The 25,308-nt window shown below is 31.9% G+C and carries 22 protein-coding genes and 1 tRNA gene; 7 read left to right on the top strand and 16 right to left on the bottom strand.

Going from position 1 to position 25,308, the window contains the following annotated elements:
- Positions 1-5: 5 nt before the first annotated feature.
- Entirely contained in the window at positions 6-1,991 is a 1,986-nt protein-coding gene (locus ACVCZW_RS04735; protein WP_452231781.1) for an endonuclease, read from the bottom strand.
- A gap of 617 nt (positions 1,992-2,608) precedes the next feature.
- Here ACVCZW_RS04735 and ACVCZW_RS04730 point away from each other — a divergent pair.
- Both ACVCZW_RS04730 and ACVCZW_RS04725 read left to right on the top strand, forming a co-directional pair.
- Positions 2,609-2,761 (top strand): SsrA-binding protein, encoded by a 153-nt coding sequence (locus ACVCZW_RS04730; RefSeq protein ID WP_452228957.1) that lies wholly within the window; start codon positions 2,609-2,611, stop codon positions 2,759-2,761.
- Between the two features lie 234 nt (positions 2,762-2,995).
- Positions 2,996-3,069 (top strand) — tRNA-Arg (locus tag ACVCZW_RS04725).
- A gap of 133 nt (positions 3,070-3,202) precedes the next feature.
- Here ACVCZW_RS04725 and ACVCZW_RS04720 read toward each other — a convergent pair.
- A complete protein-coding gene (locus ACVCZW_RS04720) occupies positions 3,203-3,490 on the bottom strand; it encodes a helix-turn-helix domain-containing protein (RefSeq protein ID WP_452231780.1) in 288 nt (95 codons plus the stop codon).
- A 144-nt stretch (positions 3,491-3,634) separates the two neighbouring features.
- Here ACVCZW_RS04720 and ACVCZW_RS04715 point away from each other — a divergent pair, with 144 nt between their 5' ends.
- Positions 3,635-4,783, top strand: coding sequence for a hypothetical protein (locus ACVCZW_RS04715; protein ID WP_452231779.1), 1,149 nt, complete (start codon positions 3,635-3,637; stop codon positions 4,781-4,783).
- 14 nt (positions 4,784-4,797) lie between these two features.
- Here ACVCZW_RS04715 and ACVCZW_RS04710 read toward each other — a convergent pair whose 3' ends face one another.
- From ACVCZW_RS04710 to ACVCZW_RS04660, 11 genes are all read right to left on the bottom strand, one after another.
- Positions 4,798-5,205 carry a hypothetical protein gene (locus ACVCZW_RS04710; protein ID WP_452231778.1) on the bottom strand — a complete coding sequence of 136 codons (408 nt, stop codon included), beginning with the start codon at positions 5,203-5,205 and terminating at the stop codon, positions 4,798-4,800.
- Between the two features lie 103 nt (positions 5,206-5,308).
- Positions 5,309-6,127 carry a hypothetical protein gene (locus tag ACVCZW_RS04705; protein WP_452231777.1) on the bottom strand — a complete coding sequence of 273 codons (819 nt, stop codon included), beginning with the start codon at positions 6,125-6,127 and terminating at the stop codon, positions 5,309-5,311.
- Entirely contained in the window at positions 6,124-8,046 is a 1,923-nt protein-coding gene (locus tag ACVCZW_RS04700; protein WP_452231776.1) for an AbiJ-related protein, read from the bottom strand. The genes ACVCZW_RS04705 and ACVCZW_RS04700 overlap by 4 nt, the downstream gene beginning before the upstream one ends.
- A 59-nt stretch (positions 8,047-8,105) precedes the next feature.
- The gene (locus ACVCZW_RS04695; protein ID WP_452231775.1) at positions 8,106-8,597 is read right to left on the bottom strand and encodes a hypothetical protein; all 492 of its coding nucleotides are present in this window, start codon (positions 8,595-8,597) and stop codon (positions 8,106-8,108) included.
- Positions 8,598-8,698: 101 nt separating this feature from the next.
- Positions 8,699-11,029: a DUF3696 domain-containing protein gene (locus ACVCZW_RS04690; protein ID WP_452231774.1), complete on the bottom strand. Its 2,331-nt coding sequence runs from the start codon at positions 11,027-11,029 to the stop codon at positions 8,699-8,701.
- A 28-nt stretch (positions 11,030-11,057) separates the two neighbouring features.
- Positions 11,058-11,297, bottom strand: a complete 240-nt coding sequence (locus ACVCZW_RS04685; RefSeq protein WP_452231773.1) for a hypothetical protein — start codon at positions 11,295-11,297, stop codon at positions 11,058-11,060.
- 13 nt (positions 11,298-11,310) lie between these two features.
- Positions 11,311-12,954, bottom strand: coding sequence for a restriction endonuclease subunit S (locus ACVCZW_RS04680; protein ID WP_452231772.1), 1,644 nt, complete (start codon positions 12,952-12,954; stop codon positions 11,311-11,313).
- Positions 12,955-13,027: 73 nt separating this feature from the next.
- Entirely contained in the window at positions 13,028-14,458 is a 1,431-nt protein-coding gene (locus tag ACVCZW_RS04675) for an N-6 DNA methylase (RefSeq protein ID WP_452231771.1), read from the bottom strand.
- Positions 14,451-15,287 (bottom strand): HNH endonuclease, encoded by an 837-nt coding sequence (locus ACVCZW_RS04670; RefSeq protein WP_452231770.1) that lies wholly within the window; start codon positions 15,285-15,287, stop codon positions 14,451-14,453. Before ACVCZW_RS04670 ends, ACVCZW_RS04675 begins: the two co-directional genes overlap by 8 nt.
- Positions 15,287-17,656, bottom strand: coding sequence for an EcoAI/FtnUII family type I restriction enzme subunit R (gene hsdR / locus ACVCZW_RS04665; protein ID WP_452231769.1), 2,370 nt, complete (start codon positions 17,654-17,656; stop codon positions 15,287-15,289). Before hsdR ends, ACVCZW_RS04670 begins: the two co-directional genes overlap by 1 nt.
- 280 nt (positions 17,657-17,936) lie before the next feature.
- The gene (locus tag ACVCZW_RS04660; RefSeq protein ID WP_452231892.1) at positions 17,937-18,095 is read right to left on the bottom strand and encodes a hypothetical protein; all 159 of its coding nucleotides are present in this window, start codon (positions 18,093-18,095) and stop codon (positions 17,937-17,939) included.
- A 157-nt stretch (positions 18,096-18,252) separates the two neighbouring features.
- Here ACVCZW_RS04660 and ACVCZW_RS04655 point away from each other — a divergent pair, with 157 nt between their 5' ends.
- From ACVCZW_RS04655 to ACVCZW_RS04640, 4 genes are all read left to right on the top strand, one after another.
- Entirely contained in the window at positions 18,253-18,456 is a 204-nt protein-coding gene (locus ACVCZW_RS04655; protein ID WP_452231768.1) for a hypothetical protein, read from the top strand.
- 103 nt (positions 18,457-18,559) lie between these two features.
- A complete protein-coding gene (locus ACVCZW_RS04650) occupies positions 18,560-18,802 on the top strand; it encodes a helix-turn-helix transcriptional regulator (RefSeq protein ID WP_452231767.1) in 243 nt (80 codons plus the stop codon).
- Positions 18,774-19,088 (top strand): HipA N-terminal domain-containing protein, encoded by a 315-nt coding sequence (locus ACVCZW_RS04645; protein ID WP_452231766.1) that lies wholly within the window; start codon positions 18,774-18,776, stop codon positions 19,086-19,088. The genes ACVCZW_RS04650 and ACVCZW_RS04645 overlap by 29 nt, the downstream gene beginning before the upstream one ends.
- Complete coding sequence (locus ACVCZW_RS04640) at positions 19,085-20,032, top strand: HipA domain-containing protein (RefSeq protein ID WP_452231765.1); 948 nt, start codon at positions 19,085-19,087, stop codon at positions 20,030-20,032. The genes ACVCZW_RS04645 and ACVCZW_RS04640 overlap by 4 nt, the downstream gene beginning before the upstream one ends.
- 308 nt (positions 20,033-20,340) lie before the next feature.
- Here the strand turns inward: ACVCZW_RS04640 and ACVCZW_RS04635 are convergent, their stop codons facing one another.
- The 3 genes from ACVCZW_RS04635 to ACVCZW_RS04625 form a co-directional block, all read right to left on the bottom strand.
- Positions 20,341-22,284: an OmpA family protein gene (locus tag ACVCZW_RS04635; protein WP_452231764.1), complete on the bottom strand. Its 1,944-nt coding sequence runs from the start codon at positions 22,282-22,284 to the stop codon at positions 20,341-20,343.
- Between the two features lie 10 nt (positions 22,285-22,294).
- A complete protein-coding gene (locus tag ACVCZW_RS04630) occupies positions 22,295-23,227 on the bottom strand; it encodes a PorP/SprF family type IX secretion system membrane protein (RefSeq protein ID WP_452227584.1) in 933 nt (310 codons plus the stop codon).
- Between the two features lie 62 nt (positions 23,228-23,289).
- Positions 23,290-25,308 (bottom strand): T9SS type B sorting domain-containing protein (locus ACVCZW_RS04625; RefSeq protein WP_452231763.1); only part of this gene is annotated, 2,019 nt, incomplete at its 5' end.

Raw genomic sequence — 25,308 nt, 5'->3', positions numbered from 1 at the left:
ATGTTTTACTGAATCACCATTTTCTTTATGGTAGTTTTACCTTCCGAAGTAATTTTAAAAAGATACATACCACTCGCAAGGTTTACATTTAAAACCGAATTACCAGTAATGCTGTAAGTTTCTATTTTTCTTCCTTCTAAAGAAAACACATCTACTGTAGCTTTATTTAAAAGACCATTAATGTAAATCGCATTTTTGGCTGGATTAGGATATACCTGAAGCTGTAGTTTATTATTTTCAGCAATACTTAATTCTTGATCCCAAACTTCTCCTGTCCCTACTTTATTTCCCCAAATATATTCTACCATATCTGGTTGATCTATAAAAGGGTTTCTATTAAACTGCCAAGTATAGACTACGTTGTTTCTATTCATTTCATAATCGTCTGGCGGATCATTTCTATGCCATTCTAATAAGGTTGCTAAATCTCCTAACTGTCCTTCTGTGCCGTCGCCAATGGGATAACCATTCACAACTTCCAGTCCGTTATATCTAACTGCCATGTACAAAACACTTCTAGCAACATCGCCATAAAAACTTCCCGCTGTATTTGTTGGTCCATTATATCCTCCTAAATTTGGATCTCCGTAATGCTTATTATTACGTGAACTATTCTCTGGTCCGTCTGCTGCTCTTAAAGCATGTGCATCTGAATTTCCGTGACGCAAGGAATCTGCTGTAGTATTCCAGAAAACTTCCTTTCCATCTGCAATATCATCCGCATCTATATCATAAAAGCCACCACGAGATCTAGGAAAAGTATGTTCTCTATTCCATTTCCCTGTGCTACTACCAATAGTATGATTATCTAATTTAGAACGACTTATTTCTTTATATACTAACCAAACCTCATTACTTTGTGCTGGGTTCTGATCTGCTTCTTTTAAAATATCAACAATATCTGCATACGTTTGCGCTCTTACTACACCTTCTTCTGCTACAATATCTTGTATCGCTTGACGTAATGCATCTTCTGTTAAGCCATCTAAACTATCATAATAACCATCCGGTTGCGTACTTGTTACATTTCCTATAAACGGGTTAAATTGAGTTGCAGGTGCTCCAAAATTTGCTGTTGTAAAATCATCATCCAGCACACGAAGCTTTACAAAGTTATTATTTATAATATTGGGCCAATTTACATTTCCGAATTTTATAATTGGTTCTTCATCCCCTTCATCTATTATATCATTTATAAGTGTAATTGATGTTGTAACCGAATTCATTCCGTTAAGAATGGTAACTGTAGTATTTCCAGAAAAATCAGAAGCGTCAAATCCATCATTATCTAAAGTAAAACTAAAAGTTACATCTTCTGTCACATTCTCTTCCGTAGAAAAAACAATATCAAAAGTATCCCCTTCATTATATTCTGTTGCATTTGTAGAAAGACTTACTGCTTTAAAAGGTATTCCTGCGCCATCATTTACAGCTCTTGGTGTTGGTGTTGCAGTTATGTACGAGCCATCTTCCAGACGTTGTATAGAGTTTGTATTATTAGAAGAACCTTCACTTATCTGTTCTGTTACTCCTAAAAGCGCCATTAAATCAACATCATCTGAATCGCTAGTATCGTACACCAATGCATCGATTAAATTGGTTTGAGTTGCTTGTGTTCCGTCGGGAAAATCAGATGCGCTTCCTAAATAAATGGCAACTGCATCTGCACCATTCTGAATCGTACTTACAGATATCAATATTTGAGGAAAAGGTTCTACGGAATCACTACCAATTAAAAGTAAACCATTTGGATCTGTTTGAAAACCATCTAGATCTATAGTAAAATAACTAGAATCATTTCCTGAAGCTGAGCCATTAAATAAAACGAGCACATAACCATCTAGAGGAAAATTGGGTGTGTCTGATTTAAGTTCGATAAATTCTTTATCATCCGTACTTGGCGTATCGCAATCTAGTTCATTGATAACAATTTGACTGAAGGAGAATTGATATATTACTAAACATATCAATAGCATGTAGTATTTTTTCATTAGGGGGAATTTTGTGTAAAAATACGTATCCGTTTGGGTTTAAGCCGATTTTAACCTCGCGAAATGCAGAACTTTAACACTTATAGAAAAAAATCTATAAGAAAAAAATCAAACTATTATATGTTTTATGAAACTATAAAAAAGATGAAAACGGATAAAAACAATCTGTTTTCGTAAAAAAAGCCCTTGGTTTTATTAAACCTTATAAAAAAGCACCTTGAAACACTACATATTATAACAACAATCAACACTTATAATTACATATTACAACATAAAACAAGGAATAATCATTACTAATTATAATAAAAATCATCTTTTTAGTTATAATACTATACGCAAATTCATTGATATTCTATAAAACGTTTGGAACATGGTTTGAAAATCATATATATTGAAAAAACATAAAAAAAACGAAACGCTTTATTAACAACTAAACCCTTAAAATTATGATGACACTTGTAACCACTTTAATTGAATTTATTATTTCTATACTTTAGTATATTACCCGATAGTAAGACTTAGTCTAGAATAAGTTTTACTATTTTATAAAAAAAGAATATTTGGCTACTTCTATTTAAAGCAATAATTTTGTTATTCAAAATATATCCTTTTTAACAATGAAAAAGAAAGTGTTTAAAATATTAGCAAAGCTTAATAGAACCATTTTACCTAGTTTCACGAAACAGCGATTGGATTTAAGCAAAGCCTCAAAACTACAAATGGCTATTTTTGGTTGGAAAGTGTACGTAACTAAAAATGCATTAGATTAATTTTTCACTAATTACATCTCTTCCTTCTTCTCTTATAAGCGGCGCTTCTAACGAAGATAAAGACTTCTTATCGACTAATATTCAGACAAGTAATAATCAGGTGTATTCTCCTAAAAAGCAACCTGTACTGTATCTATTATCCTTCTATATTTTTACAACGAAAAAAAAGTAAATAAAACTTTGAGTTTGCTTTGTGTTTCTATTAAAAAGAAATATATTTGCAGCCACAAAAATGGCCTCGTGGCGCAACTGAATAGCGCACTTGATTACGGCTCAAGAGGTTACTGGTTTGAATCCAGTCGAGGTCACTACTGATAATAAAGCTTCCAAGAGATTGGGAGCTTTTTTATTTTTACTATTTGCAGAAAATTTGCAGAATAATCGAGATTTAATATTACTACTATTTGCACTCTAGAAACCTTCTCCCCTAGTAAACCACAATCATTTTAATTGATTCTTCTGTAATAAATCTATTAATTCTTGCTTATTGTAATAACGTCTGCTAGCAATACCATAACTTTTTACTTTGCCTTTATTCGTCCAATTCCAAAGCGTAGTTAAATTAATCTTTAAAAATTCGGCAGTTTCTTGTCTGGTTAAATACACATCATTTTCTTTTATGTGTAGTTCATCTAAATAATGTTTTATTTTGATTAAAAGTTTATCGGCTACTTTTTCTGCTAATTCGTCAAAAGTGATTTCTTGGATTTGAATTGTTTTTGATATCATAATTATGTTTTGTTTAAAACAAATAACATAAAACAATTTAACTAGTCTCTTAACATAAAATGCAATTCATCGAATTTACACTGCATTCACCTTTTATAAATACTCATTATCAAACGTTTAACTATTTTGCATTAAAACCAAATTATGGACTTAAAAGAAAACTCAATAACTAATTCCCCCTTTGACAACTCATTTATCACGTCTTTTATCTTGCCAGGTACAATTTTCTCTATTTGCCTAATAATTATTGCATTTGTTTTCAAGGAAGTTTTTCCTAGCTGGATGATTATAAATAAGGAACCCTTAGATTCTATTTTCGCAAACAAACAACGACTCTTCAAACTACTACAAGGGGAATACACTCTAGGGATTCAAGTACTTATGCTTGCAATACTTATTTTCATAAGTATAATATTTGGAAATGCCATTTCTGTAATAGGGAGCCTTTCTTTTGACCATCATTGGTATAAAAAAACTATTGGCTATCCGTATGAAAGGTTTTTAAGTCTCCCGTCAAAAAGGTATTATAAAAATGGATCCAATATGGTAATATATATTTGTGTAAATATAGCATCAATTCTATTTATTCTTTTAAACTCACCATTGACATCTATATATATTCCAATAGCATTGGTGCTTTTTAGTATAATTCTTTCTTTAACTATTAAGAATAGAGAAACAATTAACAAGTTAAAAATTTATGGTTTTTTGGAAAAATATAGCAAGAAAAAGAATAAAAGAATAACAGAAATTAACTGGGTTGCTCATAAATATTATAAAGAAAATAAACTTAAAATAGATTTAAATTTTTACATGATGTGCATAATTGACTTCTTTATTCTAATTAAAATAATTTTAAGCAAACCTTTTGGGCTAACCGTAGAGTTTGATAAAAGCACAGTAAAAAAATTCAAATCTTATTATTGTAAAAAATTCTCAACTAATAAATTCTACAACTCGACTGAGATCTTTTGGAATGTTTATATTTATCTTTATCAGAACGAACAACACTTATTTAAAAGCGTTTTTAATCAATATAAAAAAAGTATTTTTTTAAGAAACCTAACAGCATCTGGCTCATTATTAATTATTTTACTATTCATAATAAAACTCTTCTTAAAAAACACTAGTGAAAATTTCAATAGGTGGTATTGGTGGACTTTGAGTATTTTTTTAATAACTCACCTTCTTTTTGTTGGATATAACCACATTTACCATAAGTCATACACAAAATTTCTTTTTAGAAGCTTCATTGTTAGTTGTGAAACCTCTAAAAAAACAAAAAAGCAATAACGCCCGAATATATACTAGTCTCGCTCATTAATTCTACCAGAAATAACCTCATCAAACCTATTCATTAAATCAAAACAATCTGATTCTATAGCCTTCCATATCTCACCTGTATAACTAAAGTTATAATAAAGTGATTCATTATGATCCTTTGCATTGTTACAAAGTATTACTTCTAATCTATCTCCTTTTCTCAATGCAATATTTGTATCAAATGCACCCTTTGTATTGAGCGTACTAACTAATAACTGAGCATTAATTTCAAACATAGGATGTAAGTGATCTGGTAATATAGGAATCCCCATTACTATATCGTTTTTATCTTTATTGTACCTATGCAAAACCCAATAATGATTAAATTCTTCTATATCTATATCATCATCAATACAAGTACAAAACTTTATTTTATCTGAAATTTTACACATATTTTAATATTAGTTACACTAATTAGCGAATACTGGTTTGCGAACCATCTGGCAAAAATATTTGTATGGTTTGTGGTCTTGACATAAATACTTTTTATTAAAATTAAAAATAGATACTACTATTTATCATTGCGTTAACTAAGACAATCTTCCAATTATTTATACCATCTCTAGCTTCAATTTTTGAATAGTGGTTTTTAATAAATTTTTTAAGTTCTATTTCATCACTAATTGAATCTTTACCACTTGAAATAAGTAAATCTAATTCTGCAATAACTTCATCAGAATCTTCCCTGAAACGTTGTAACAAATTCAATTTATCATAATGGCTCTTTATAACTTTAAACAAGTTTAAATCGATATTCGATATGTTTTTCAATTCAAAAGTAAATTCTATCTTCGATACAATACTAACAAATAAATATTGTGAATTGGGTATTGTCAAGGAGTATAGGTTTAAAAACAATAAGTTTTTATCACCTTTCCAATTCTCCTTCTTTTTTGAATTACAGGTTGAACAACAAGGTATTAAATTTATTGGATTAACTGAAAATTCTGGAAATTCATCTTTTGGGATATAATGATCTAACGACGCAACTTTTTCAATTGTGCAATTTGGGCAATTATTTATTCTTTGATTAAATTCATTTGTGGTAAGCTCTTTTTTAAGTTCTATGATGGGCTTCCTTTGCGAAGAATAAAGCTTTAGAAGGTTTGCCTTATCCTCACCCTCAAAACCATGTGCTGAAATAGCAAACAAATTATTATTGTCAAATTTATCCTTATAATCAGCATAAGTTTGAGTTATAGTAAGTTCATTTTTTAATAAATTATCTTTAACAACTCCTATATTTAAACTATCATTTACCAATTTTTTATGAAAAGACAGAGCATCTCCTTGATAACACTTTATATTTTTCATACTAATTTACTTTTAATATAAATTTTAGCATTTAAGCTTAATGGGAGATTATCATTTTCAATCTTTTCAAGTATAGTTTCATAATGGTAATATTGCTCAATCATCTTATCGAGTATTATTTTATAATGCTTATTTATATCTCTGTTTTCGAAAATATCTTCTGTTAATACAGTTAAATTCTCACCAAAACTTTCAACTCCTATTTTTCGTAAAAAAGGAACATTACTCTCTTTTTCCATTACATAAACATTCTTTCCAAAAATATTTTGAATAATAATTGGAGAATGCGTTGTAATTAAGCAATAGGAATCAAATGATTCAACCAATTCATAAATTGAACTTATAAGTTGAGAAATCGCATTTGGGTGTAAATGTGTTTCTGGTTCATCAAATAGAATTAATGAGTCAAATCTAATGTTTGCTATTATTTTAGTAATGATTTCTAACATTATACTTTGACCAGAGCTTAATTTATCTAAAATTTCAATAAATTTACCCTCATTTATTTTGTACTCGTTATCATCTCCATAAGCTCGTAATCCATTTTTAACGAAAACATCATCTAGAGTTTCCTCATCAATAAAGTTTGTCAAAATATGCTTCCATTTTCCAACTCTATTATGGTGTTTTATTTTTTTATACGCTTCAAGAAAGTTTTGAACTTTATCAGTTTTTGAAGGAATATTTTTATCAGCATTCAACAAGCCACAAAACACATAGTTAAAATCAATTTTTTGATTGGGTATTTTAAAATTGTCAAACACACTATAAGAAACAGCAATTACTTTACTGAATATTGGTTTATGAGGTTTAAAAGCCTCGGCTTTAGATTCAGATATATCTATGGGTAAATTTGTTATTAATTGAGTCTTTCCCGCACCATTTTTACCAATTACGGCAAAAATTCTATCTGAAAATTCTAAAGTATCATTAAATTCTAAATCAATCTCAACAGGAATAGATGCATAGTTAGGTGTAAAAGTGTAGGTGAAATTGTATTTATTCTCAAGACTTATTCCTTGTAAAATTAACCTAATATTTCTTGAAAGCTGTTCTGCCTCATCTCTTCTTGTTAAAGAATCCCGATATATAGCGTTAGAAGAAAACTTATCATTTATTTCAACAAAATAGGCAGCATCCTTTAAGGCTAATAAAATACTTGGAAATTTACTACTAAATATCCTTTGAAGGTTTTCATAGTATTCCTGTTCCTGACCTAACGAACAGAATGAGCCATTTAAAGATGTAAACCTTTTATCAATTACATCTCTTGTTTTTTTACTTTTTCCATCTGTTATTTTTACATCTCCAATCTTTTCAATATCAAATGAGCTTTTATAATAAAGTAATCGAAAAGTAGTTTCACTTCCATAATCATCCCAATCATTTGTTTGTAAATAAAAATAAGGGTATTTATTTATATGATGACCTACTACAAAAGGTGTTGAATTTTCTAATATATCAATCTTATCATTTTTCTTACTTTCCCTTAAAGTGTAAATAGGTAAACCTTCTTTATAATCAGAAACAGCCAAAGTGTAATTAATATTTGCCAATTCAACATTGATAAGAGCGACAAACAATTCTATTTCCTGCAAATCATTTCTAAAATCAGGATGAACTACAGTCTCGATGAATTTAGTAAAGTCTTCATCATTTTCTAATAATTTGAAACGATCTAAAAAAGTATATTCATAACTCCAGTCATCATTATTAGCTAAATGCTGTACAGCATCATCATAAGCATTAGACCACCTAGTGTCTTCTGGCGAAGGTGGAAGTCCTTTTAAATCCCATATATTATTCAAAAACAATATTATCCCGTTATTCCATCCATCATCTTTTGCATTAAAAGTAGTAGGATGCTTATTTATTAACTTAAAAAGTTTTGACTTTAACTCTTTGGTGTATTTTATCATTTATTAAATTTAAAAAAACTTAGTATCTACTATTTTTACTAAAGCAGTATTAAAAAATATTAGTTTAAACTAAATCTAGACTTTACATTTTGATTTAAATCAATCCAATGCTCAATAATAACGATTGCCCTTGATATTAATTCCCAGTTTCTTGAACCTCTTTCAATTTGACCATAAAACTTTGCTCCATGCAATAGACTGTTTCTTATTCTCCTTATGTATTCTGCTAATTGAAGTTCAATAGTAGCTTCTTTTGTAACTACTACCCATGTCATACTACCACTTTCTTGAATTAGTTTTCGTGGCGGATCATTTAATATAAAATCTATTGCTAGTTTTAAATTTTCGGATGTATCTGGATTAAATTGTTCTGAAATAGAAGCAACATAATTATCTATACTAGCCATAGCATACGAACTTGATTGTAAAAAACCTTCTTCCTTTAATGCATATTCAAACCTTGAATAAAGCATCAAAAAGTCTGAACACAATTCCAAATAATCAGGATTTACATCGATAATTCTAGCTTTTAATTCATTTAAGTTTTCCATAATTTTTTAATTTACCTACAATTACATTCCTTTAACAAATCTGCATTTAACTAACCAACATAAATTACGCTAATATTTAGATTGTTGACCTAACTCTAAGGTTACTTTTTTAATTCAATCCACTTTATAAGAAAATCGTTTGTTTTATTTATATAAGCGATAGCTTCTGCCTTGGTTTTTATGGGTCCAGGATGAGCAGCTTCGTTTCTTTTTACACGCAAATCATCAATGAGTTCTATTTTCAAGTCAGAAGGCGTATTAAAGTTAGCTATTAATTCAACTAGAAATTTTGGGTAATCTACATTACTAATGGCAGACGTATTTATTCTTATTGATTTGAACTTCTCGAGTGTCCCTTGCATGACACCAATCATCCATTTTTTTGTAGAATCAACTTTTATGAACAGGTCTTTTAATTCATTCTCAACTGATCGTCCATATTGAAGAATTACAGGTGAAAAGTCACTATGAGCATCAATATTATGTAGCAAATACTGGCCAGTGGATAAATACCTTAGGCTGTCTGGCAATAATTTTGAATGATTAACAAAAATTGCATTTATCAATGTTTGATATCCTCTTATATCTGCTTTCTCAGTATAGTCGTCAATCTTCTGCTGCAAATTAGAAATTATATTTTCGTTTTCTTCATTATCTGCTTTCAGAGCTTCAAAATCTCTGAAGAAATTATCTCTTTTAACGTTCAGCAGACTTAACTCCAACTTATCTGCTTCGTCGAAGAAACCGTCGTCAAAAAGTTTATAATCTATAGTACCGTCAGAATCTATGAAAATCGGTTCTATCTGTTTTCTGTCTACTGTGATTTTTTTTGCGCCTCTTAGATAAAATATCTTGACGTCCTCACTATTTATTTTCCCTTTCGCTGTAAGTGTCTGAAATTTCCTTATGAGGTATTCACTGTGCGTTTCTATTATTAACTGGATATTATATAACTCATTAGCCTCTACAAACATTTTTGCTAACAATGACTGCCATTTTGGGTGAAGGTTTGTTTCGGGTTCTTCAATTAGAAGTATACTTGAAACATAGTAATCTTCCATATAATAGTCACCTTCGTGATTAGTAACTTCTTTACTTTTCTTGTTTTTTTCTGCTATTACTTCTATATGCATTAAAATCAGAATCAACTGCTTAATTCCATAACCAAAATCAACCAGATCACGTTCAGTAAACTGATCTGATTTTATCGAAATATTAATAACTTGATGTTTACGTTCAAAATTCACCATAAGTTCATCACCAATTTCAAAGGCTTTTAAATATTTATTGATGAAGTTTGTATCTATATTAAGTGAGCTGTAATCTTTTAATAATTTTGTAAAAGTTGAATTATTTGTACCTATATAAATTCTTGAATTCTCATCTTTAACCGTTGAGAGGTAATTTATGGTAGAAATTCTTCCTATGAGTTCTTTGTAACTGCTTTTAAAACATTCTGAAATGACAAAATAATTATCATCTAGGTCTGTATTGTTTTTCCAATTTAGTTTTTTATTTAATATTCCAATGGATCGATAGTATAATATTTCTTCTATTTTTGGCTCAGGAATAAAGTATTCTTCAGATTGGAAATCATCTTCCAAAATTGGCTCCTTTCCAGCCAGAAGTATTCCTTCTTTAATATCACTATCAAGGAAATCTTTCCACGCTGCAATCGATGCTTCACTTTTAAGCGATTTGATAAAAACAGAAGCAATAAACGAGTCTTTTTCAAAAACCCCATCAGCATGCTCCAGAAAGCCTTCATTCTTTTTATTTTTTAAATAGATTTCATAGAACCCTAATAGTTCCTTTAAATAATATCTTAATTTCTCTATATTGATACTCCAATCTATATATGCAACCAACGGACTATAAGATGGTGGCATATAAAATAGATTAAGGAACTGATTTTCTGAAGACTCCTGAGTAGCTGTATTTTTTTTCTGTTGGAACTCTTCTGTTTTAAGCTTGTGTTCTTTAGTAAGAGAATCTATCTCCGCTTCCGTTGCTTTCCTATAGGCAAATGAAAAAAGGTCAATATTATCTTTTTTATCCGTTATGGTCATTTTTCGCAGATGCCCTTTATAACTGTCATTATGCGACGGTATTTCAAAAGAAAGTATTGAATAGATCGTTGTAATTCCTAAAAATGTAAAGGGAAGAGAAATTTCAATATTTCTATTGGCTGTATTATTTAGTACATTTTCAAAATCCCCTAAGAGGTGTTCCTGCTCGTTTAAATCTAGATCAAAGGGAATTTTATTTCCAGCAACACTGTTTTTGAGCATCTGAAGATATTTTATTATCGAACTTTTACCTGAATTGTTTGTTCCAGTGAGTAAATTTATAGCAGAAAGTTCTTCAAAAATCCCATTCTGATCATCGAATACTCTAAAATTCTTAATTCCAATAAAATCAATTGGTTTCATAAATTGTTGTTTATTTCAACTGTTTAGACTAAACAGCCTTAATAGTTATTTTACTATCATTAATAGCACTAATTATAACAGATAGTCCTTTTAAACAATTATTAACTGCTTTTAATAGCTCTTCAAAATTATCGAATCTATCAGTTAATAATAAAAAGCATAATAAACATTCTGCATTACTATTTGGGTTAATTACCGAAACTCTAACAGCTTTACCCAAACCACATTTAATTAATCTGTCGTGTATTTCTTGTAGTTTTTTATTCATTTTTTATACATTTCTAATTGGTAAAAACCTCCCGCAAAACACTCTGCATCAAAATTTCACTATATTCTTGGCTTTGTTGTACTTCTTGCTCTAAAGTATCACATAAACCCATTAAAGTATTTACTTTTTCTACAATGGCTTTTTGTTCTTCTATTGGTGGAAGCCCGAAAGCAGACATTTTTAATTTAGTACCATTTATCGCTGGTTGATTTCCGCCCACCGCATTTGACCTAGTTTTTTCATATCTACTCAAAAAGTAATGCCATAAATATTCTGATATCAAATAGTTGTGGAAAATTATAATACCACCTACATTTTGATTTGTACCTGCTTTAATTTTAAGGATTGAAGTTTGTCCACGTGTTTTACCTTGACCAATCATTGCTACCAAAACTGTTCCAACTGGATATATTGTAACAGATGATTCTGATAATCCTTTTTCTGTGATTTTTTCTTTCGTGTTTAGAATGAAATTATTTGCGACTTCTCCACTTGATATCCAAGGTATATTACCATTCCAGTATTCTGGAATCTCTCTTTTAGGTGTTGCTCCTACTCTAATACTTGAAATATCACCCAACCTACACCAAACCCAACCTTCAGGCAAATCATAAGAGATTTCATCCTTAGTAATTTTAGGTAATGCTTTTTCCTTTTTTATTTTTTTGTCTTTGATGAGTTGTGCTTTCTCTTCTTGAATGCGTTTTAATAGAATAGTAGCATCTTCAGTATCTGGATTTTTTGCTCGCCAGTCTGCTGTTAGTTTTCCTTGTACAGCTAATTGTAAAACGGTTTCTCGTAACTTTTTAATATTAGTGGTTTCATTAAAGAAACTTTTAAAATGCTCTTGTAAAAAAGCCCATTCTTGGTTAGCGTTATTGGTAGTGAGTTGTTTTAATGCTGATATTGCAAAACCTTCTTTTAAACCAATACGCGCTAATGTTAATTGCTCTAATTGTTCTACTTCTTCAAAAAGGGTTTCTACTACTTTTACGATTTCTTTTTGTTCTTCTAGTGGTGGAAGAGGAAGATAAAATTCTTTAACATTTGAAGCTGACAAATTAGGTTGAGCTGTACCATTATCGTGTTTGTAAATCATTTCTTTACCTAAGCGACTTGAAAAATAATTCAACAAAAAAACAGAATCAACTGATTCCGTAACCCTAACAATTACAAGAGATGATGCAATTGCTCCTTTTTCTATACCTTCTACAATACTACATTTACCCAAAGAACCTCTTAAACAATACAGAATATCATTTAATTGAACTTGCCCACTTCTTAGTAAATTGTATTTTTCTTCTGAAATATAATTAAGGGCTTCGTGCTTTAAAAAACGTTCTCCTAAATTTCTTGCAGTAATAAAAGGTATTCCTTCCGAAATATAATGCTCTTTGGAAGGATAATTTTTACCTCTATCTCCATTAATCAAACTACCAACTTCTCCCAATTTCACCCAAACCCAACTATTAGGTAATTCATAAGGTATTTCATCTTTATCTATTTCTGACAATGATTTTTCCTTTCTTATTTTCTTATCATTAACAAGTTGTGCCTTTTCTTTTTGTATTCTATTTAATAAGTCAGCAGCAGGTTCAATACCTGCATTTTCTTCCCTCCAATTAGCTGTCAATTTCCCTTGAATTGCCAATTGCAAAATCAATCCTTTTAATTCTTCAGCATTTTTAGGACGAATGGTTAATTCTTTAAAGTGTTGTAGTAGTTGCATATTACTTTAAAGCTTCAGTTAATACATTTATAATTTTGTCTTGTATGCTAGAAATTTTTTGTTCCGTAGTTCTAAATTTTTCTAAAATTACTTCAGGACTTTCTAAATTATCGGCTTCTTGGTGTGGATTTTTAATATCTAGATTGTAATTACGCTTTTTAATATCTTCAATAGATACCTTCCAAGCATATTCATTTTCTACACGTTTATTCCACCATTTTTTTTCTACATCAAACTCTTTAATATTAATAGGTTTGGTTTTGTTATAGCTTTTTGCTCCTTTTGGATATTGGTGTTCGTAATACCAAACTTCTTTGGTTGGTGTGCCTTTTTCAAAAAACAATAAATTGGTTTTAATACCTGTGTATGGGTTAAATACGCCATTTGGTAAACGCACAATGGTATGTAGGTTACATTTGTCTAACAACTCTTCTTTTAGGCGTGTTTTCATTCCTTCGCCAAACAACGTACCATCTGGTAATACAATGGCACAACGTCCTTTATCTTTTAAAAGCTTAATAATTAAGGCTAAGAACAAATCGGCAGTTTCTTTGGTTCTAAACTTTGTAGGGAAGTTGGTTTCGGTACCATCTTCTTCTACACCACCAAAAGGCGGATTAGAGAGTATAATATCTAACTTGTCTTTGGCTCCCCAATCTGCATAAGGTTTACTTAGTAAATTGTCTCTGCGCACCGCTGGTAAATCAAAACCATGTAACATTAAATTGGTGGTACACAGTAAATGTGGTAATGGTTTTTTCTCTATACCACGTATCGATTTTTGTAATATGTCTCTTTCTGTATAATCTTTTACTTGGTTTCTAACATGGTCTATAGTACAAGTTAAAAAACCACCTGTACCACAGGCTGGATCTAATACGCTTTCGCCCAATTGCGGATTAATAATATCTACCATAAACTGCGTTACAGCTCTTGGTGTGTAATACTCCCCAGAAGAACCCGCAGATTGTAGGTCTTTTAATATGGTTTCGTAAATATCGTTAAATACGTGGCTTTCTTTAGAGTCGTTAAAATCTATTTGGTTAATTACATTAATCACTTGGCGGAAGAGTGTTCCGTTTTTCATAAAGTTATACGTATCATCAAAAACCGAACGTATAATTTTTGCTTGCGGACTTAATGTAATATCTAGATCTTTTAAAGCAGGAAATAATTCGGTTTCTATAAACTCCATTAAAGCATCTCCTGTTAAACCTTCATCGTCTGCTGCCCAGTTTTGCCATTTTAAGTGTTCAGGAATTGGCGATTGGTAACCGTCTATAGTTATTTCCCATTCTTCTTCTTTATCGGCAAAAATCTTCATAAAAAGCATCCACACCATTTGCGAGATACGTTGTGCATCTCCATCTACTCCTGTGTCTTTACGCATTATATCGCGTATGCCTTTTATGTTTGTTGTTATGTTACTCATTAATTATGATTTGTTTTAACTCGTCTACTGTGTAGTATTCGTTTTTATTGTTTTTTCTATGTAGCATTCTATGACAATTTGCGCATACTAGTGCTAAATCTTCTAATTTAGTGATTCTTTCTCCTTGATTAATAGGAATCCTATGATGGCACTCTATAAAACCACTACCTAAGTTTGGATAGGTATTTGAATAGTCGAAACTACAACATTCACATACGGGACTGGCGACTGAAGCTTTCTTTTTTCTAACTAAACTTCTATCTCTTTCTCTAAAACGATGCATTGCATAATTCCATTTACCTTCTTCACTTTCGGCATCTTCTAAACTATCATCATTAAGACTTTCTGATACCTCTAACAAGTATTTATTATAAACTTCTGTTCTAAAAAATGGTTTGAATGCATTCCAAATTATTTTTTGAATATCCTCCTTAGATGTATCTAAATTTAAATATTCAACCGGGTAAGTATGACCTTGATTAACTCGACCTAAACCCAATGAATTCGGGCGTAGAACTTCTTGTGTCTTCGCTAATATTTTCATTTTCCTTCCCCAACGATAATAAGGGTTATTATCAATACAATCTCTTTCTAGATTATCTACAGGAGTTAATAAATGCGTAAAATAAAAATGATTATTTGTATTTAGCTTTTGAAAAAGAACTACAATATCTCCAATTTTAGGAATCATAGCGTGTGTTGGATGTTTAGTAAATGAAGACGACCAATGCAAAATCATTTCGTCTTTATCTTCGTCAAAGTACGCCCAATTTTCTCCACCTTCGCGCTTTACATTACGAACCCATTGTATGTCTGTATGTTTAAACATTAAGCGATATTGTATATTTCGTTTTCTAATTCTTTTACGGCTTGTTCAAAGTCTTTTTTCTTACCAAAAGCTCTCACTAATTCTACAGGAGAACCCATTTGGCTTAAAGGCTGTACTTTTAATACAGAACCTTGTTCTATGGACACAATGCCTTCTTTTTCGTATTTATCTAATAAACTATTTAAAACCTTTTGTGCGGTTTCGCTGTACTTTGTAAAGTAGTTGCGTTTACGTACATTATTTGCACGTTCTTGTCGTGTTAAAGCAGGTTGATCGAAGGCAATATGACATATTAAATCGAAATCGTCTAAGTCTAAACCAACATCTTCGCGCAATGCTTCTAATAAAACACCATGTTCTGCCAATTCTTTTATTAATTCTTCTTTCTTTTCAGAATCATTCCATTTTTGGATAAAAGCATCTAAAGAAGCAAACTCTTTTGTTATATTTTTTTTAGAGTAGTCTTTTAAAGATTCTGTGATTAGTTTTCCATCCTTACCGTAATACTGTACACGCTCATGAATTATAGAAACAGGTATTTGATTTACGTAGAATTTTTTTACTTCGTCTTCCGTATCATCTATTCCAATACCTGGAGTTGTTGGTTTAAAAACATCAGGCTTACTTGGATCTCCAATATCTGGCTCTGATGGTTCAATAACATCTGGCGGAACTACAGGTTGCCCTGGCTCTGGTTCATAAATTTGTACTGGATCACCATCAAAATCGGGTCTTGCAAAAATGTTAGTCGCTTTTCTAAAGTCCATAATAGTAAAAAACACTTTACCTTCTGCTTCTCTAATTCGTGTTCCACGACCAATAATTTGCTTAAACTCTGTAACCGATTGTATGTTGGATTCTAAAACAATAAATTTTACCATTTTAGTGTCAATTCCAGTAGTCAGCATTTTAGAAGTGGTGGCAATTACAGGAAAACGTTCTTCTACATCCGTAAAATTATCGAGTTCTTGTTTTCCAACTTCATCATCACCAGTAATTTTCACACAATAGTTCCAATGTTTGGCTACTAAGTCTGCGTTTTCATTAATTAAGGCTTGACGCATTCTGTTTGCATGATCAATATCGGTACAAAACACAATGGTTTTAGCATAACGGTCTGTAGCTTTTAAATATTCCGTGATTTTCTTTGCAACAATTTCTGTACGCTCATCAATTGCTAAAGTTCTGTCGTAATCCTTTAAATTATAAATACGGTCTTTTACTTCATTTCCATATTTATCTATTAAACCTGCTGTTGGTCTCCAGCCTTCATCTACACTGGTAGTAATTCTTACCACTTTGTAAGGTGCTAAAAAGCCATCGTCTATACCTTGTTTTAAAGAATAGGTATATACAGGTTTTCCAAAATAATCCATATTAGAAACATCTTTGGTTTCTTTTGGAGTTGCTGTTAATCCAATTTGAGTAGCTGCATTAAAGTAAGTTAAGACATCTCGCCATGCAGAAGCTTCGGATGCGCTTCCTCTGTGACACTCATCTATTACAATTAAATCAAAGAAATCTGGACTAAACTCTTTGTAGGCATTTTTATCTTCGTCCGTACTGGTTAAACCTTGATACAATGCGAAGTATATTTGATAGGATTTATCAATCTTTCGGTTTTTAATAATATGCATGATATCATTTCCGAAAGGTGAGAAATCCCCGTTTTTTGTTTGTGTTAGTAATGCATTTCTATCTGCAAGAAATAAGATTCGTTTCTTAACTCCTGTTTTCCATAAACGCCAAATAATATTAAATGCAGTATACGTTTTTCCTGTTCCTGTTGCCATAACCAAGATAATCTTGTTTTGACCTTTAGCTACAGCTTCTACTGTTCTGTTTACTGCGTTTTGTTGATAATATCTTGGCGTCATTCCGCTATCATCTGCGTAATAGTCTTTTTGCACAATTTCTTGTGCTTCGGGAGTATCAATATCAGCATGCTTTAAATACTTCTGCCATAAGGTTTCAGGAGAAGGAAAGTTATCTAACGGTAATTCTTCTTCTAAAATTCCATCTGTTCTTGTTTTATCATGAAAAACAAAAGAATCTCCGTTGGAAGTAAATACAAATGGGATTTGCAAAATTTCGGAATATTCTAAAGCCTGTTGCATACCATGACCAACTGCTTTTTTATTGTCTTTAGCTTCAATAATTGCAATTGGAATATTGGATTTGTAGTATAGGATATAATCTGCTCGCTTATTTTTTCCTCTAGTATATAAATTTCCTTGAACAATAATTCTTCCATCTGTGAAAGAAACTTCTTCACGAACTTGGGTTCTCATGTTCCATCCCGCTTTTTGTATCGCAGGATTAATAAATTTGCTGCAAATATCCCTTTCGGAGAGGTCTTTTTTATTCATATAATGATACAGTAAATCGTTCTAATTAAATAAACTATTATTATAATTGGCTATTTTAAGCTTTAGGAGATTCCAATATATAACCTTTTTAAAAACTAAGGAGGTATTACATCGAAAAAAAACAGCTAACAACAGCATTTCAAAGTTAATTCAATTGAAACGTAAAACCTTGAGGAAAACCGTAAACAAACCAACGCATTTTATTTATTTTGTGAAGTTTTTTTAGTAAAATAAAAAGTAACGCCCTTTAAGTTAGCTTCATAGATTCTGGCATTAAGTGCTAGATGGTGTTTTTGACAAGAACCGTTCTTACTTTCAAATTTATAAAATTTTTATCCACACCACCTTTGTAACGCGCAAGGTGTCCGTCTGCGCTTTTGTAAAAAGAAATATCTCCGATAGTTCCTTTTAATTTGATAATACCTGTCTGTCTAGCCATAACTTATAAAATTTTGATTATTAAACAAAAGACAGTAGATTTATAAGAGAAATCAAAAACACACATACATCCATTCCTATTAGTTCGTTTTATGCCATTAGAGTACATATAGACGATTCCAAGATGCGGTATGGACCAAGTATGGATAAAGTATAAAATGAGAATAGTAAGAGCTTGCATATATCCAAAAGACATCCAACGCATCACTGGAAGAAGTGAACGCTACGGACGTAAGCTTTTAAATGACATTAAAGCCCACTTTGGCAAAAAGCCTTATCAATTTATCACTGCAGAAGAATTCGCAGAATACAGCGGGATCAAAACAGATATTGTTATGCAATATTTAGAAAGCACTTCTTAAACATACCCTTTCGGGTATAGCTAGACACAAGTACTTATTAATTATACCCTTTAAGGTGTAATATAAATAGAAATCAGTATATTGCACCCATAAAGGTATAATTATGAAAGAATGGAACCGCAATAATGCAATAGCAACTTTTGTACGTAACAGACGAAAGGAGGCAAACTATACACAAGTCGATCTAGCAGATTTAACAGGAATTGGCTTGCGCTTTCTTCGTGAGCTCGAGCAAGGCAAACCAAACGTAATGACAGATAAAGTAAATCAATTATTACAGTTCTTCGGTCATACATTAACACCAACACCTATAAAAAATGAGACAAGGAGCAATTTGGATAAATAAGGAACAAGCAGGTATTTTAAAAGAAACCGACGACGGCTACTTATTCACCTATAACATCGACTATCTAAATAAAGAAAAACCGCTAGCAATAGCACTTTCTTTACCAGTACAAGAAGCACCATTTGAGTCGGAGAGCCTCTTCCCTTTCTTTGATGGACTAATACCAGAAGGATGGTTATTAGAAATTGTACATAAAAACTGGAAGCTCAACCCCAGAGATCGCATGGGACTATTATTAACCACTTGTCGTGATTGTATCGGCAACATAAGCGTAATTGAAATATGATTTGTTTAGCGTGTCATAAACCTGTTAACGAAAAAAACAGCCAATATCATGAGGCTTGCCTTAAAGAATTTTGGCAAGAAAACGAACCTGTAATACAATTAGAATATGCCTCGTCGGATATAGAACAGCTGGCCAAAGAGAATGTAGCACAACGTTTAATAGTTACCGGTGTACAACCTAAATTATCTTTAGGATTCGATAACGCAAAGCATAAGGATAAACGCCTGACTATTGTTGGAGCTTTAAACGGTCGATTCATATTGAAGCCTCCTTTTGCTTTATATCCTGAAATGCCACAAATTGAAGCGTTATCCATGCATCTTGCAAAAGCTTGTGGCGCAGACACAGTTCCTTTTCTATTAATTCCCTTAAAAGATGGCGAGCTTGCGTATCTCACGCGACGAATAGACCGTAAACCAGATGGCAGCAAGTTAGCAATGGAAGATGCCTGTCAGTTTACAGAACGATTAACAGAGCACAAATACAGAGGATCCTATGAGCAAATAGCGAAAGGAATAAAAGCCTACGGCTATAATCCTTTAATTGATATCATACGTTTCTATGAACAGGTAATTGTTTCGTTTTTGATAGGGAACAACGATATGCATCTAAAAAATTTCTCATTGATTGCTAAGGTACCAGGAAACTATAGTTTAACACCTGCATATGATATGGTTGCAGCGCAACTACTAGTAGATGATCCAGAAGAGCTAGCTCTGAATCTCAATGGTAAAAAAAATCGTTTAAAACGTACGGATTTTGATGTTGCAATAGAAGGAAGTGGTATTCCTAAGAAGGCAATACAAAACATTTGGAAACGTATAGAAACAGGAATGGAAGAATGGCAGCTACTAATAAAAAACAGTTTTTTAAGTCCGGAACAAAAAGCATCTTTTAATAAATTAATCGCTGAAAGAGCAGAACAAATAGATCTTAATTTTTAAATGCTTTTAATAGCATTTAGTACTATTTATATAGGTTTGAATCTTTATTTTTATTAAATTGTACTAGGTTTAGAAAGTCAATTAAAACCAAACTCGTTCATTTCAAAATGTTACAAATCGGTTACCATTTAAAATTTAAATGGTGAAACCCCAACAATATCAATAGGTTGACGACTGCGTTTGAATCCAGTCGAGGTCACGAAAAAAAAGCAAGCTTAATTTAAGCTTGCTTTTTTATTTTTATAATATCTGACTAAACAAAAAAACCACCAATAAATTGGTGGTTTTTTTATTTACTCTATTTTTTGTTAGTCCATGGAAACTACAATAAACTCACTACGTCTATTAAGTTGGTGTTCTTCTTCTGTACATGGTACACCGTCAGAACATCTATTAGTTAACCTTCTTTCTCCATAACCATTTCCTGTTAATCTATTAGCATCTATTAAACCCACTTTAATAATATGTGCTATAGTCGATTTATTTCTTCTTTTAGATAATGCTTCGTTATAACTATAAGGAGCTCTAGAATCTGTATGCGAACGTACATCTATTTTCATATTAGGATATTGCTTCATTACCGCTATTACTTTTTGCAATTCTAATGCTGCATCTGGTCTAATATTAGATTTATCAAAATCGAAATAAATAATTGGAATATCTAATACTTGAGCTAAATCAGTACCAACTTTAATTTCTCTAACCTCTTTAGATAAGTTAAGTTCTAAATCTAATTCTTGTTTTGTACTTGGCGTAGTAAAACGTACTTCATCTGAAGCATAATCTTGTTTCTGCGCACGTACTAAATATTCTTCTTCACAGTCTAAATTAAAAGTAAAAGAGGCATCCCCTTCAACCACTAATCGTTGCATTTCTTTTCCGTCTTTATCAAATAAGATAACGGTAGCTTCTGACAATAATTCCCTTGTGTTTTTATCTTTAACTATACCTTCTACAATTTGCTCACACTTGGTTTCTTTTGCTGCAAAACTATAAATATCATCATCTCCTTTTCCGTTTAGTCTATTAGAAGAGAAAAAACCTTCATTAGTACCTAAGTTTTCATAGTACGCAAAATCATCTTGCGGACTATTAATAGGCTTTGCTAAATTTTCTACAGCTAGAGTAGAACTACTTGCATATTTATTTTCAAAATCTCTAATTACATATACATCTAAACCTCCTAAACCAGGATAGCCATTAGAGGAAAAGAATAAATCTCCTCTTTCGTTAATAAAAGGAAATGTTTCTTGTCCTTCTGTATTTATTTTAGATCCTAAATTTACAGGTTTCCCTAAAGTACCATCCGTATTAATATCTACGACATACAAATCGGACTTCCCTTGCGTATCTGGCATATCTGAAGCAAAATATAATTTTGTTCCGTATACGTTAATCGATGGATGTGCTACACTGTATTGGTTACTATTAAAATGCACAGACTCTATATCTCCCCAAGTTTCATCTTCTTGCAGTCTAGCTCTGTAAATCTTTAACCTAGTAACATCTTCACTATCTCTTTTTAGTTTTTTGTTTGTATAGTTATTACGAGTAAAAAACATTAATTGATCATCTGGTGTAAATGAAGGTGTAGATTCATGATACGGTGTATTTACAGTTTCATCATAATTTTCTACATTAATATAGGTACCATCTTCTTGTTTTTCTACTGCATATAAATCTAAAAATGGTTGATCATTCCATCCATAACTTTTACCATCTCCTCTAGAAGAGGCAAATATTAATTTGTTTTTATATTGGGTGGTACCAAAATCTGAAACTTCAGAATTAAAGTCCATATTAGTTACTTCAAAATCTTTACTTGCCTTTTCAATTTTAGCAAGATAGTTTACTGTCGAAGCAAAAGCTCTTCCTCTAGAATCATTAGATTTAGATTCATTGAATTTTGTCATCCATTTATCAGATTCTTCATAGTTTTCGCCATACTTTAATGCTTGTGCATATCTAAAGTAGTATTCCGCATCTAAAGGTTCATCTAAAGCCATTAATTCTCCATACCATTTTGTAGCCTCTTCCATTTTATTATTGAAATAGAAAGAGTTACCCAGTTTTTGAAATAAATCGACAGACTTATGACCCGCTTCTGCAACTTCAAGTAAAATTTCACTTGTTTTTACGTAGCTAAATTGGTCATATTGTTTACTTGCTTTTTTAATTTTTCCTTTTTGGGCATACCCTATAGATATAAAGAAACCAAAAAAGGCAATTAATGTAAGTTTATATAATTTCATAATCTTTTATTTAGAAGAATCTAGGAGAAATAATTTTACTATCTTTTTTGAACAATTCAAATCTTAACATGATTTCATAAGAACCACTATTAAATTTAGTTTTACCAAGTTCAGTAGTTTCTTTATCATATGCCAAACCAATCATTAATCCTTCCGTAATTTGGAAACCAGCTAATGCACTTAAAGAAGCACTCCATCTATAAGCAGCACCTAAAGTAAGCTTATCGTTTATTAAAAAGTTTGCTGTTAAATCTACCTGTAAAGGAGCTCCTTGCACAGCTTTACCTAAAAATGCTGGCTTAAATTTTAAATTCTCTGATAAATCAAAAACATAACCTCCAATTAAATAATAATGAATTCTTTCGGTTGCTGTAGATAAGGTTACTTCATCCAAATGTTCTGTTTCCAATAGGTTTGGAGCAGAAACACCTAAATACCATTTATCAGCATGACGATAGTATAAACCAACTCCTACGTTAGGTGAAAACTCACTTATAGATCCTGTTGGTAATACAGCATCTGTATTATATCGTTTAAGCTCATCATAATTAATATTTAATAAATGACCTCCTCCTTTTAATCCAAAAGAAAATCTTCCTTTATCTGAAGTATGAAAAGTATAAGAAAAATCAATATCAAAGTTAGTTTCATGGGTTGGCCCAATATTATCATTAATGATAGACAATCCTAGACCTAGCTTTTCACTACTTCCAATAGGCGAATGAACACCTAGCGTTTGTGTCTCAGGAGCACCATCTAGGCCTACCCATTGTGTTCTGTATAAACCAACAACGCTTAACACTTCTCTCGAACCAGCATAGGCAGGGTTTATACTCATTGTATTATACATATACTGGGTATATTGAGCTTCCTGCTGTGCAAAACTTTCTAAGCAAAAAGTAGTGCTAATACTAATAACTAATAGTAAGATTTTATTTTTCATTATAATCTATTATTTTTATTTTATAAATGGAGGTAGACGCTAATCTACCTCCTTTTTTAATTCTATCTATGGATATATAAATAACCTGCTTTTTCTTTAGTCTCTCCGTTCTTAACGTAAGACACTATGTAGAAATAAGTACCTTCTGGTAATAATTCATCTTCACTAATAGTAACTCTACCATCTGATCTACCACTAAAATACTCTCCATTCTGACCGTATCCTAAAGCATCATATACTAAAACTCCCCATCTATTATAAATTCTTACCTGATTCTCTGGGAACAATTCAATATTTTCAATTGTAAAGACGTCATTATCATAATCTCCATTAGGCGTTACCGCGTTGAATATTTCAATATCATCATCCGATTCTGCTAAAACTCCATTATCTACTTCTAGATAATCTGGAAGACCATCTCCGTCACTATCAAACGCATCGAAACCAAATCCATCACCAGGGTATTCATCACTTGTTAGAATCTCATCATTATCATCATCCGTATCTAAATAATCAGGTGTACCATCTCCATCTGTATCCTCATTTGCAGGTAAACCATCTCCTGTTGGATCTACTTCTCCATCTGATACATCTGTATCTGTGTAATCTTCATTAATAGTTAATACTCCATCATTATCATCATCTGTATCATTGAAGTTAGGCATACCATCTCCATCGGTATCTCCGTAACCTAACTCTTCTCCATTTGGTACATTATCATTATCACAATCATCTGCTAACCAAGCTGCAGAAGGATCCACTGTTGCGCTCTCTATTACAAGATCACAATAATCATGTGGATCTGTACCATCCATAATTTCGTCAATATCAATAACTCCATCTCCATCACAATCAATTGAAACTGTGATTGGTTCTGTAATATCGTCTACATTATAAGAACATGGATTATTTGGATCCGTTCCGTTTAAAATTTCAACACTATCTAATACACCATCTCCATCCGTATCACAACTTGTAACTGCTGTTACAGGTAAAGTAATATCTGTTGCAGTAAATTCACATGCATCATTTGGATCTGTGTCGTTTGGTCCTTGAACGCCGTCTCCATCAGGATCTACTTCGTCTAAGTTACTTACTCCATCTCCATCACAATCTGCAGTTGCCCAGTCACTTGTTGTGTCTGTTAAATCTACATTTGATAATGTTCCTCCGATACAAGGATCCGTATCATTTGGATCCGTATCACTTGTTTCTCCATCGCCATCACAATCTGTAATCGCTGTTACAGGTAAAGTAATATCTGCTGCAGTAAATTCACATGCATCGTTTGGATCTGTGTCGTTTGGTCCTTGAACGCCGTCTCCATCAGGATCAACCTCGTCTAAGTTACTTACTCCGTCTCCATCACAATCTGCAGTTGCCCAGTCACTTGTTGTGTCTGTTAAATCTACATTGGATAATGTTCCTCCGATACATGGATCGGTATCATTTGGATCCGTATCACTTGTTTCTCCATCACCATCACAATCCGTAATTGCTGTTACAGGTAAAGTAATATCTGTTGCTGTAAATTCACATGCATCATTTGGATCGGTGTCGTTTGGTCCTTGAACGCCGTCTCCATCAGGATCTACTTCGTCTAAGTTACTTACTCCATCTCCATCACAATCTGCAGTTGCCCAGTCACTTGTTGTGTCTGTTAAATCTACATTTGTTAAATTTCCTCCGATACATGGATCGGTATCATTTGGATCCGTATCACTTGTTTCTCCATCACCATCACAATCTGTGATTGCTGTTACAGGTAAAGTAATATCTGCTGCAGTAAATTCACATGCATCATTTGGATCGGTGTCGTTTGGTCCTTGAACGCCGTCTCCATCAGGATCTACTTCGTCTAAGTTACTTACTCCGTCTCCATCACAATCTGCAGTTGCCCAGTCACTTGTTATGTCTGTTAAATCTACATTTGTTAAATCTCCTCCAATACATGGATCCGTATCATTTGGATCCGTATCACTTGTTTCTCCATCACCATCACAATCTGTGATTGCTGTTACAGGTAATGTAATATCTGCTGCTGTAAATTCACATGCATCATTTGGATCTGTGTCGTTTGG

It is taken from the genome of Lacinutrix sp. MEBiC02595, from assembly GCF_053601555.1.
Note: the sequence above shows the minus strand (reverse complement) of the source record. Positions and strands in the feature narration are given on the sequence as shown.

Excerpts from the sequence above, each read along its gene's own strand:
- ACVCZW_RS04640 (WP_452231765.1), top strand. The coding sequence starts at position 19,085 with ATGATTTGTTTAGCGTGTCATAAACCTGTTAACGAAAAAAACAGCCAA.
- ACVCZW_RS04655 (WP_452231768.1), top strand. The coding sequence starts at position 18,253 with ATGAGAATAGTAAGAGCTTGCATATATCCAAAAGACATCCAACGCATC.
- ACVCZW_RS04690 (WP_452231774.1), bottom strand. The coding sequence starts at position 11,029 with ATGAAACCAATTGATTTTATTGGAATTAAGAATTTTAGAGTATTCGAT.
- ACVCZW_RS04735 (WP_452231781.1), bottom strand. The coding sequence starts at position 1,991 with ATGAAAAAATACTACATGCTATTGATATGTTTAGTAATATATCAATTC.
- ACVCZW_RS04720 (WP_452231780.1), bottom strand. The coding sequence starts at position 3,490 with ATGATATCAAAAACAATTCAAATCCAAGAAATCACTTTTGACGAATTA.
- ACVCZW_RS04685 (WP_452231773.1), bottom strand. The coding sequence starts at position 11,297 with ATGAATAAAAAACTACAAGAAATACACGACAGATTAATTAAATGTGGT.
- ACVCZW_RS04645 (WP_452231766.1), top strand. The coding sequence starts at position 18,774 with ATGAGACAAGGAGCAATTTGGATAAATAAGGAACAAGCAGGTATTTTA.
- ACVCZW_RS04635 (WP_452231764.1), bottom strand. The coding sequence starts at position 22,284 with ATGAAATTATATAAACTTACATTAATTGCCTTTTTTGGTTTCTTTATA.
- hsdR (WP_452231769.1), bottom strand. The coding sequence starts at position 17,656 with ATGAATAAAAAAGACCTCTCCGAAAGGGATATTTGCAGCAAATTTATT.
- ACVCZW_RS04660 (WP_452231892.1), bottom strand. The coding sequence starts at position 18,095 with ATGGCTAGACAGACAGGTATTATCAAATTAAAAGGAACTATCGGAGAT.
- ACVCZW_RS04695 (WP_452231775.1), bottom strand. The coding sequence starts at position 8,597 with ATGGAAAACTTAAATGAATTAAAAGCTAGAATTATCGATGTAAATCCT.
- ACVCZW_RS04705 (WP_452231777.1), bottom strand. The coding sequence starts at position 6,127 with ATGAAAAATATAAAGTGTTATCAAGGAGATGCTCTGTCTTTTCATAAA.
- ACVCZW_RS04710 (WP_452231778.1), bottom strand. The coding sequence starts at position 5,205 with ATGTGTAAAATTTCAGATAAAATAAAGTTTTGTACTTGTATTGATGAT.
- ACVCZW_RS04630 (WP_452227584.1), bottom strand. The coding sequence starts at position 23,227 with ATGAAAAATAAAATCTTACTATTAGTTATTAGTATTAGCACTACTTTT.
- ACVCZW_RS04675 (WP_452231771.1), bottom strand. The coding sequence starts at position 14,458 with ATGAGTAACATAACAACAAACATAAAAGGCATACGCGATATAATGCGT.
- ACVCZW_RS04650 (WP_452231767.1), top strand. The coding sequence starts at position 18,560 with ATGAAAGAATGGAACCGCAATAATGCAATAGCAACTTTTGTACGTAAC.
- ACVCZW_RS04700 (WP_452231776.1), bottom strand. The coding sequence starts at position 8,046 with ATGATAAAATACACCAAAGAGTTAAAGTCAAAACTTTTTAAGTTAATA.
- ACVCZW_RS04730 (WP_452228957.1), top strand. The coding sequence starts at position 2,609 with ATGAAAAAGAAAGTGTTTAAAATATTAGCAAAGCTTAATAGAACCATT.
- ACVCZW_RS04715 (WP_452231779.1), top strand. The coding sequence starts at position 3,635 with ATGGACTTAAAAGAAAACTCAATAACTAATTCCCCCTTTGACAACTCA.
- ACVCZW_RS04670 (WP_452231770.1), bottom strand. The coding sequence starts at position 15,287 with ATGTTTAAACATACAGACATACAATGGGTTCGTAATGTAAAGCGCGAA.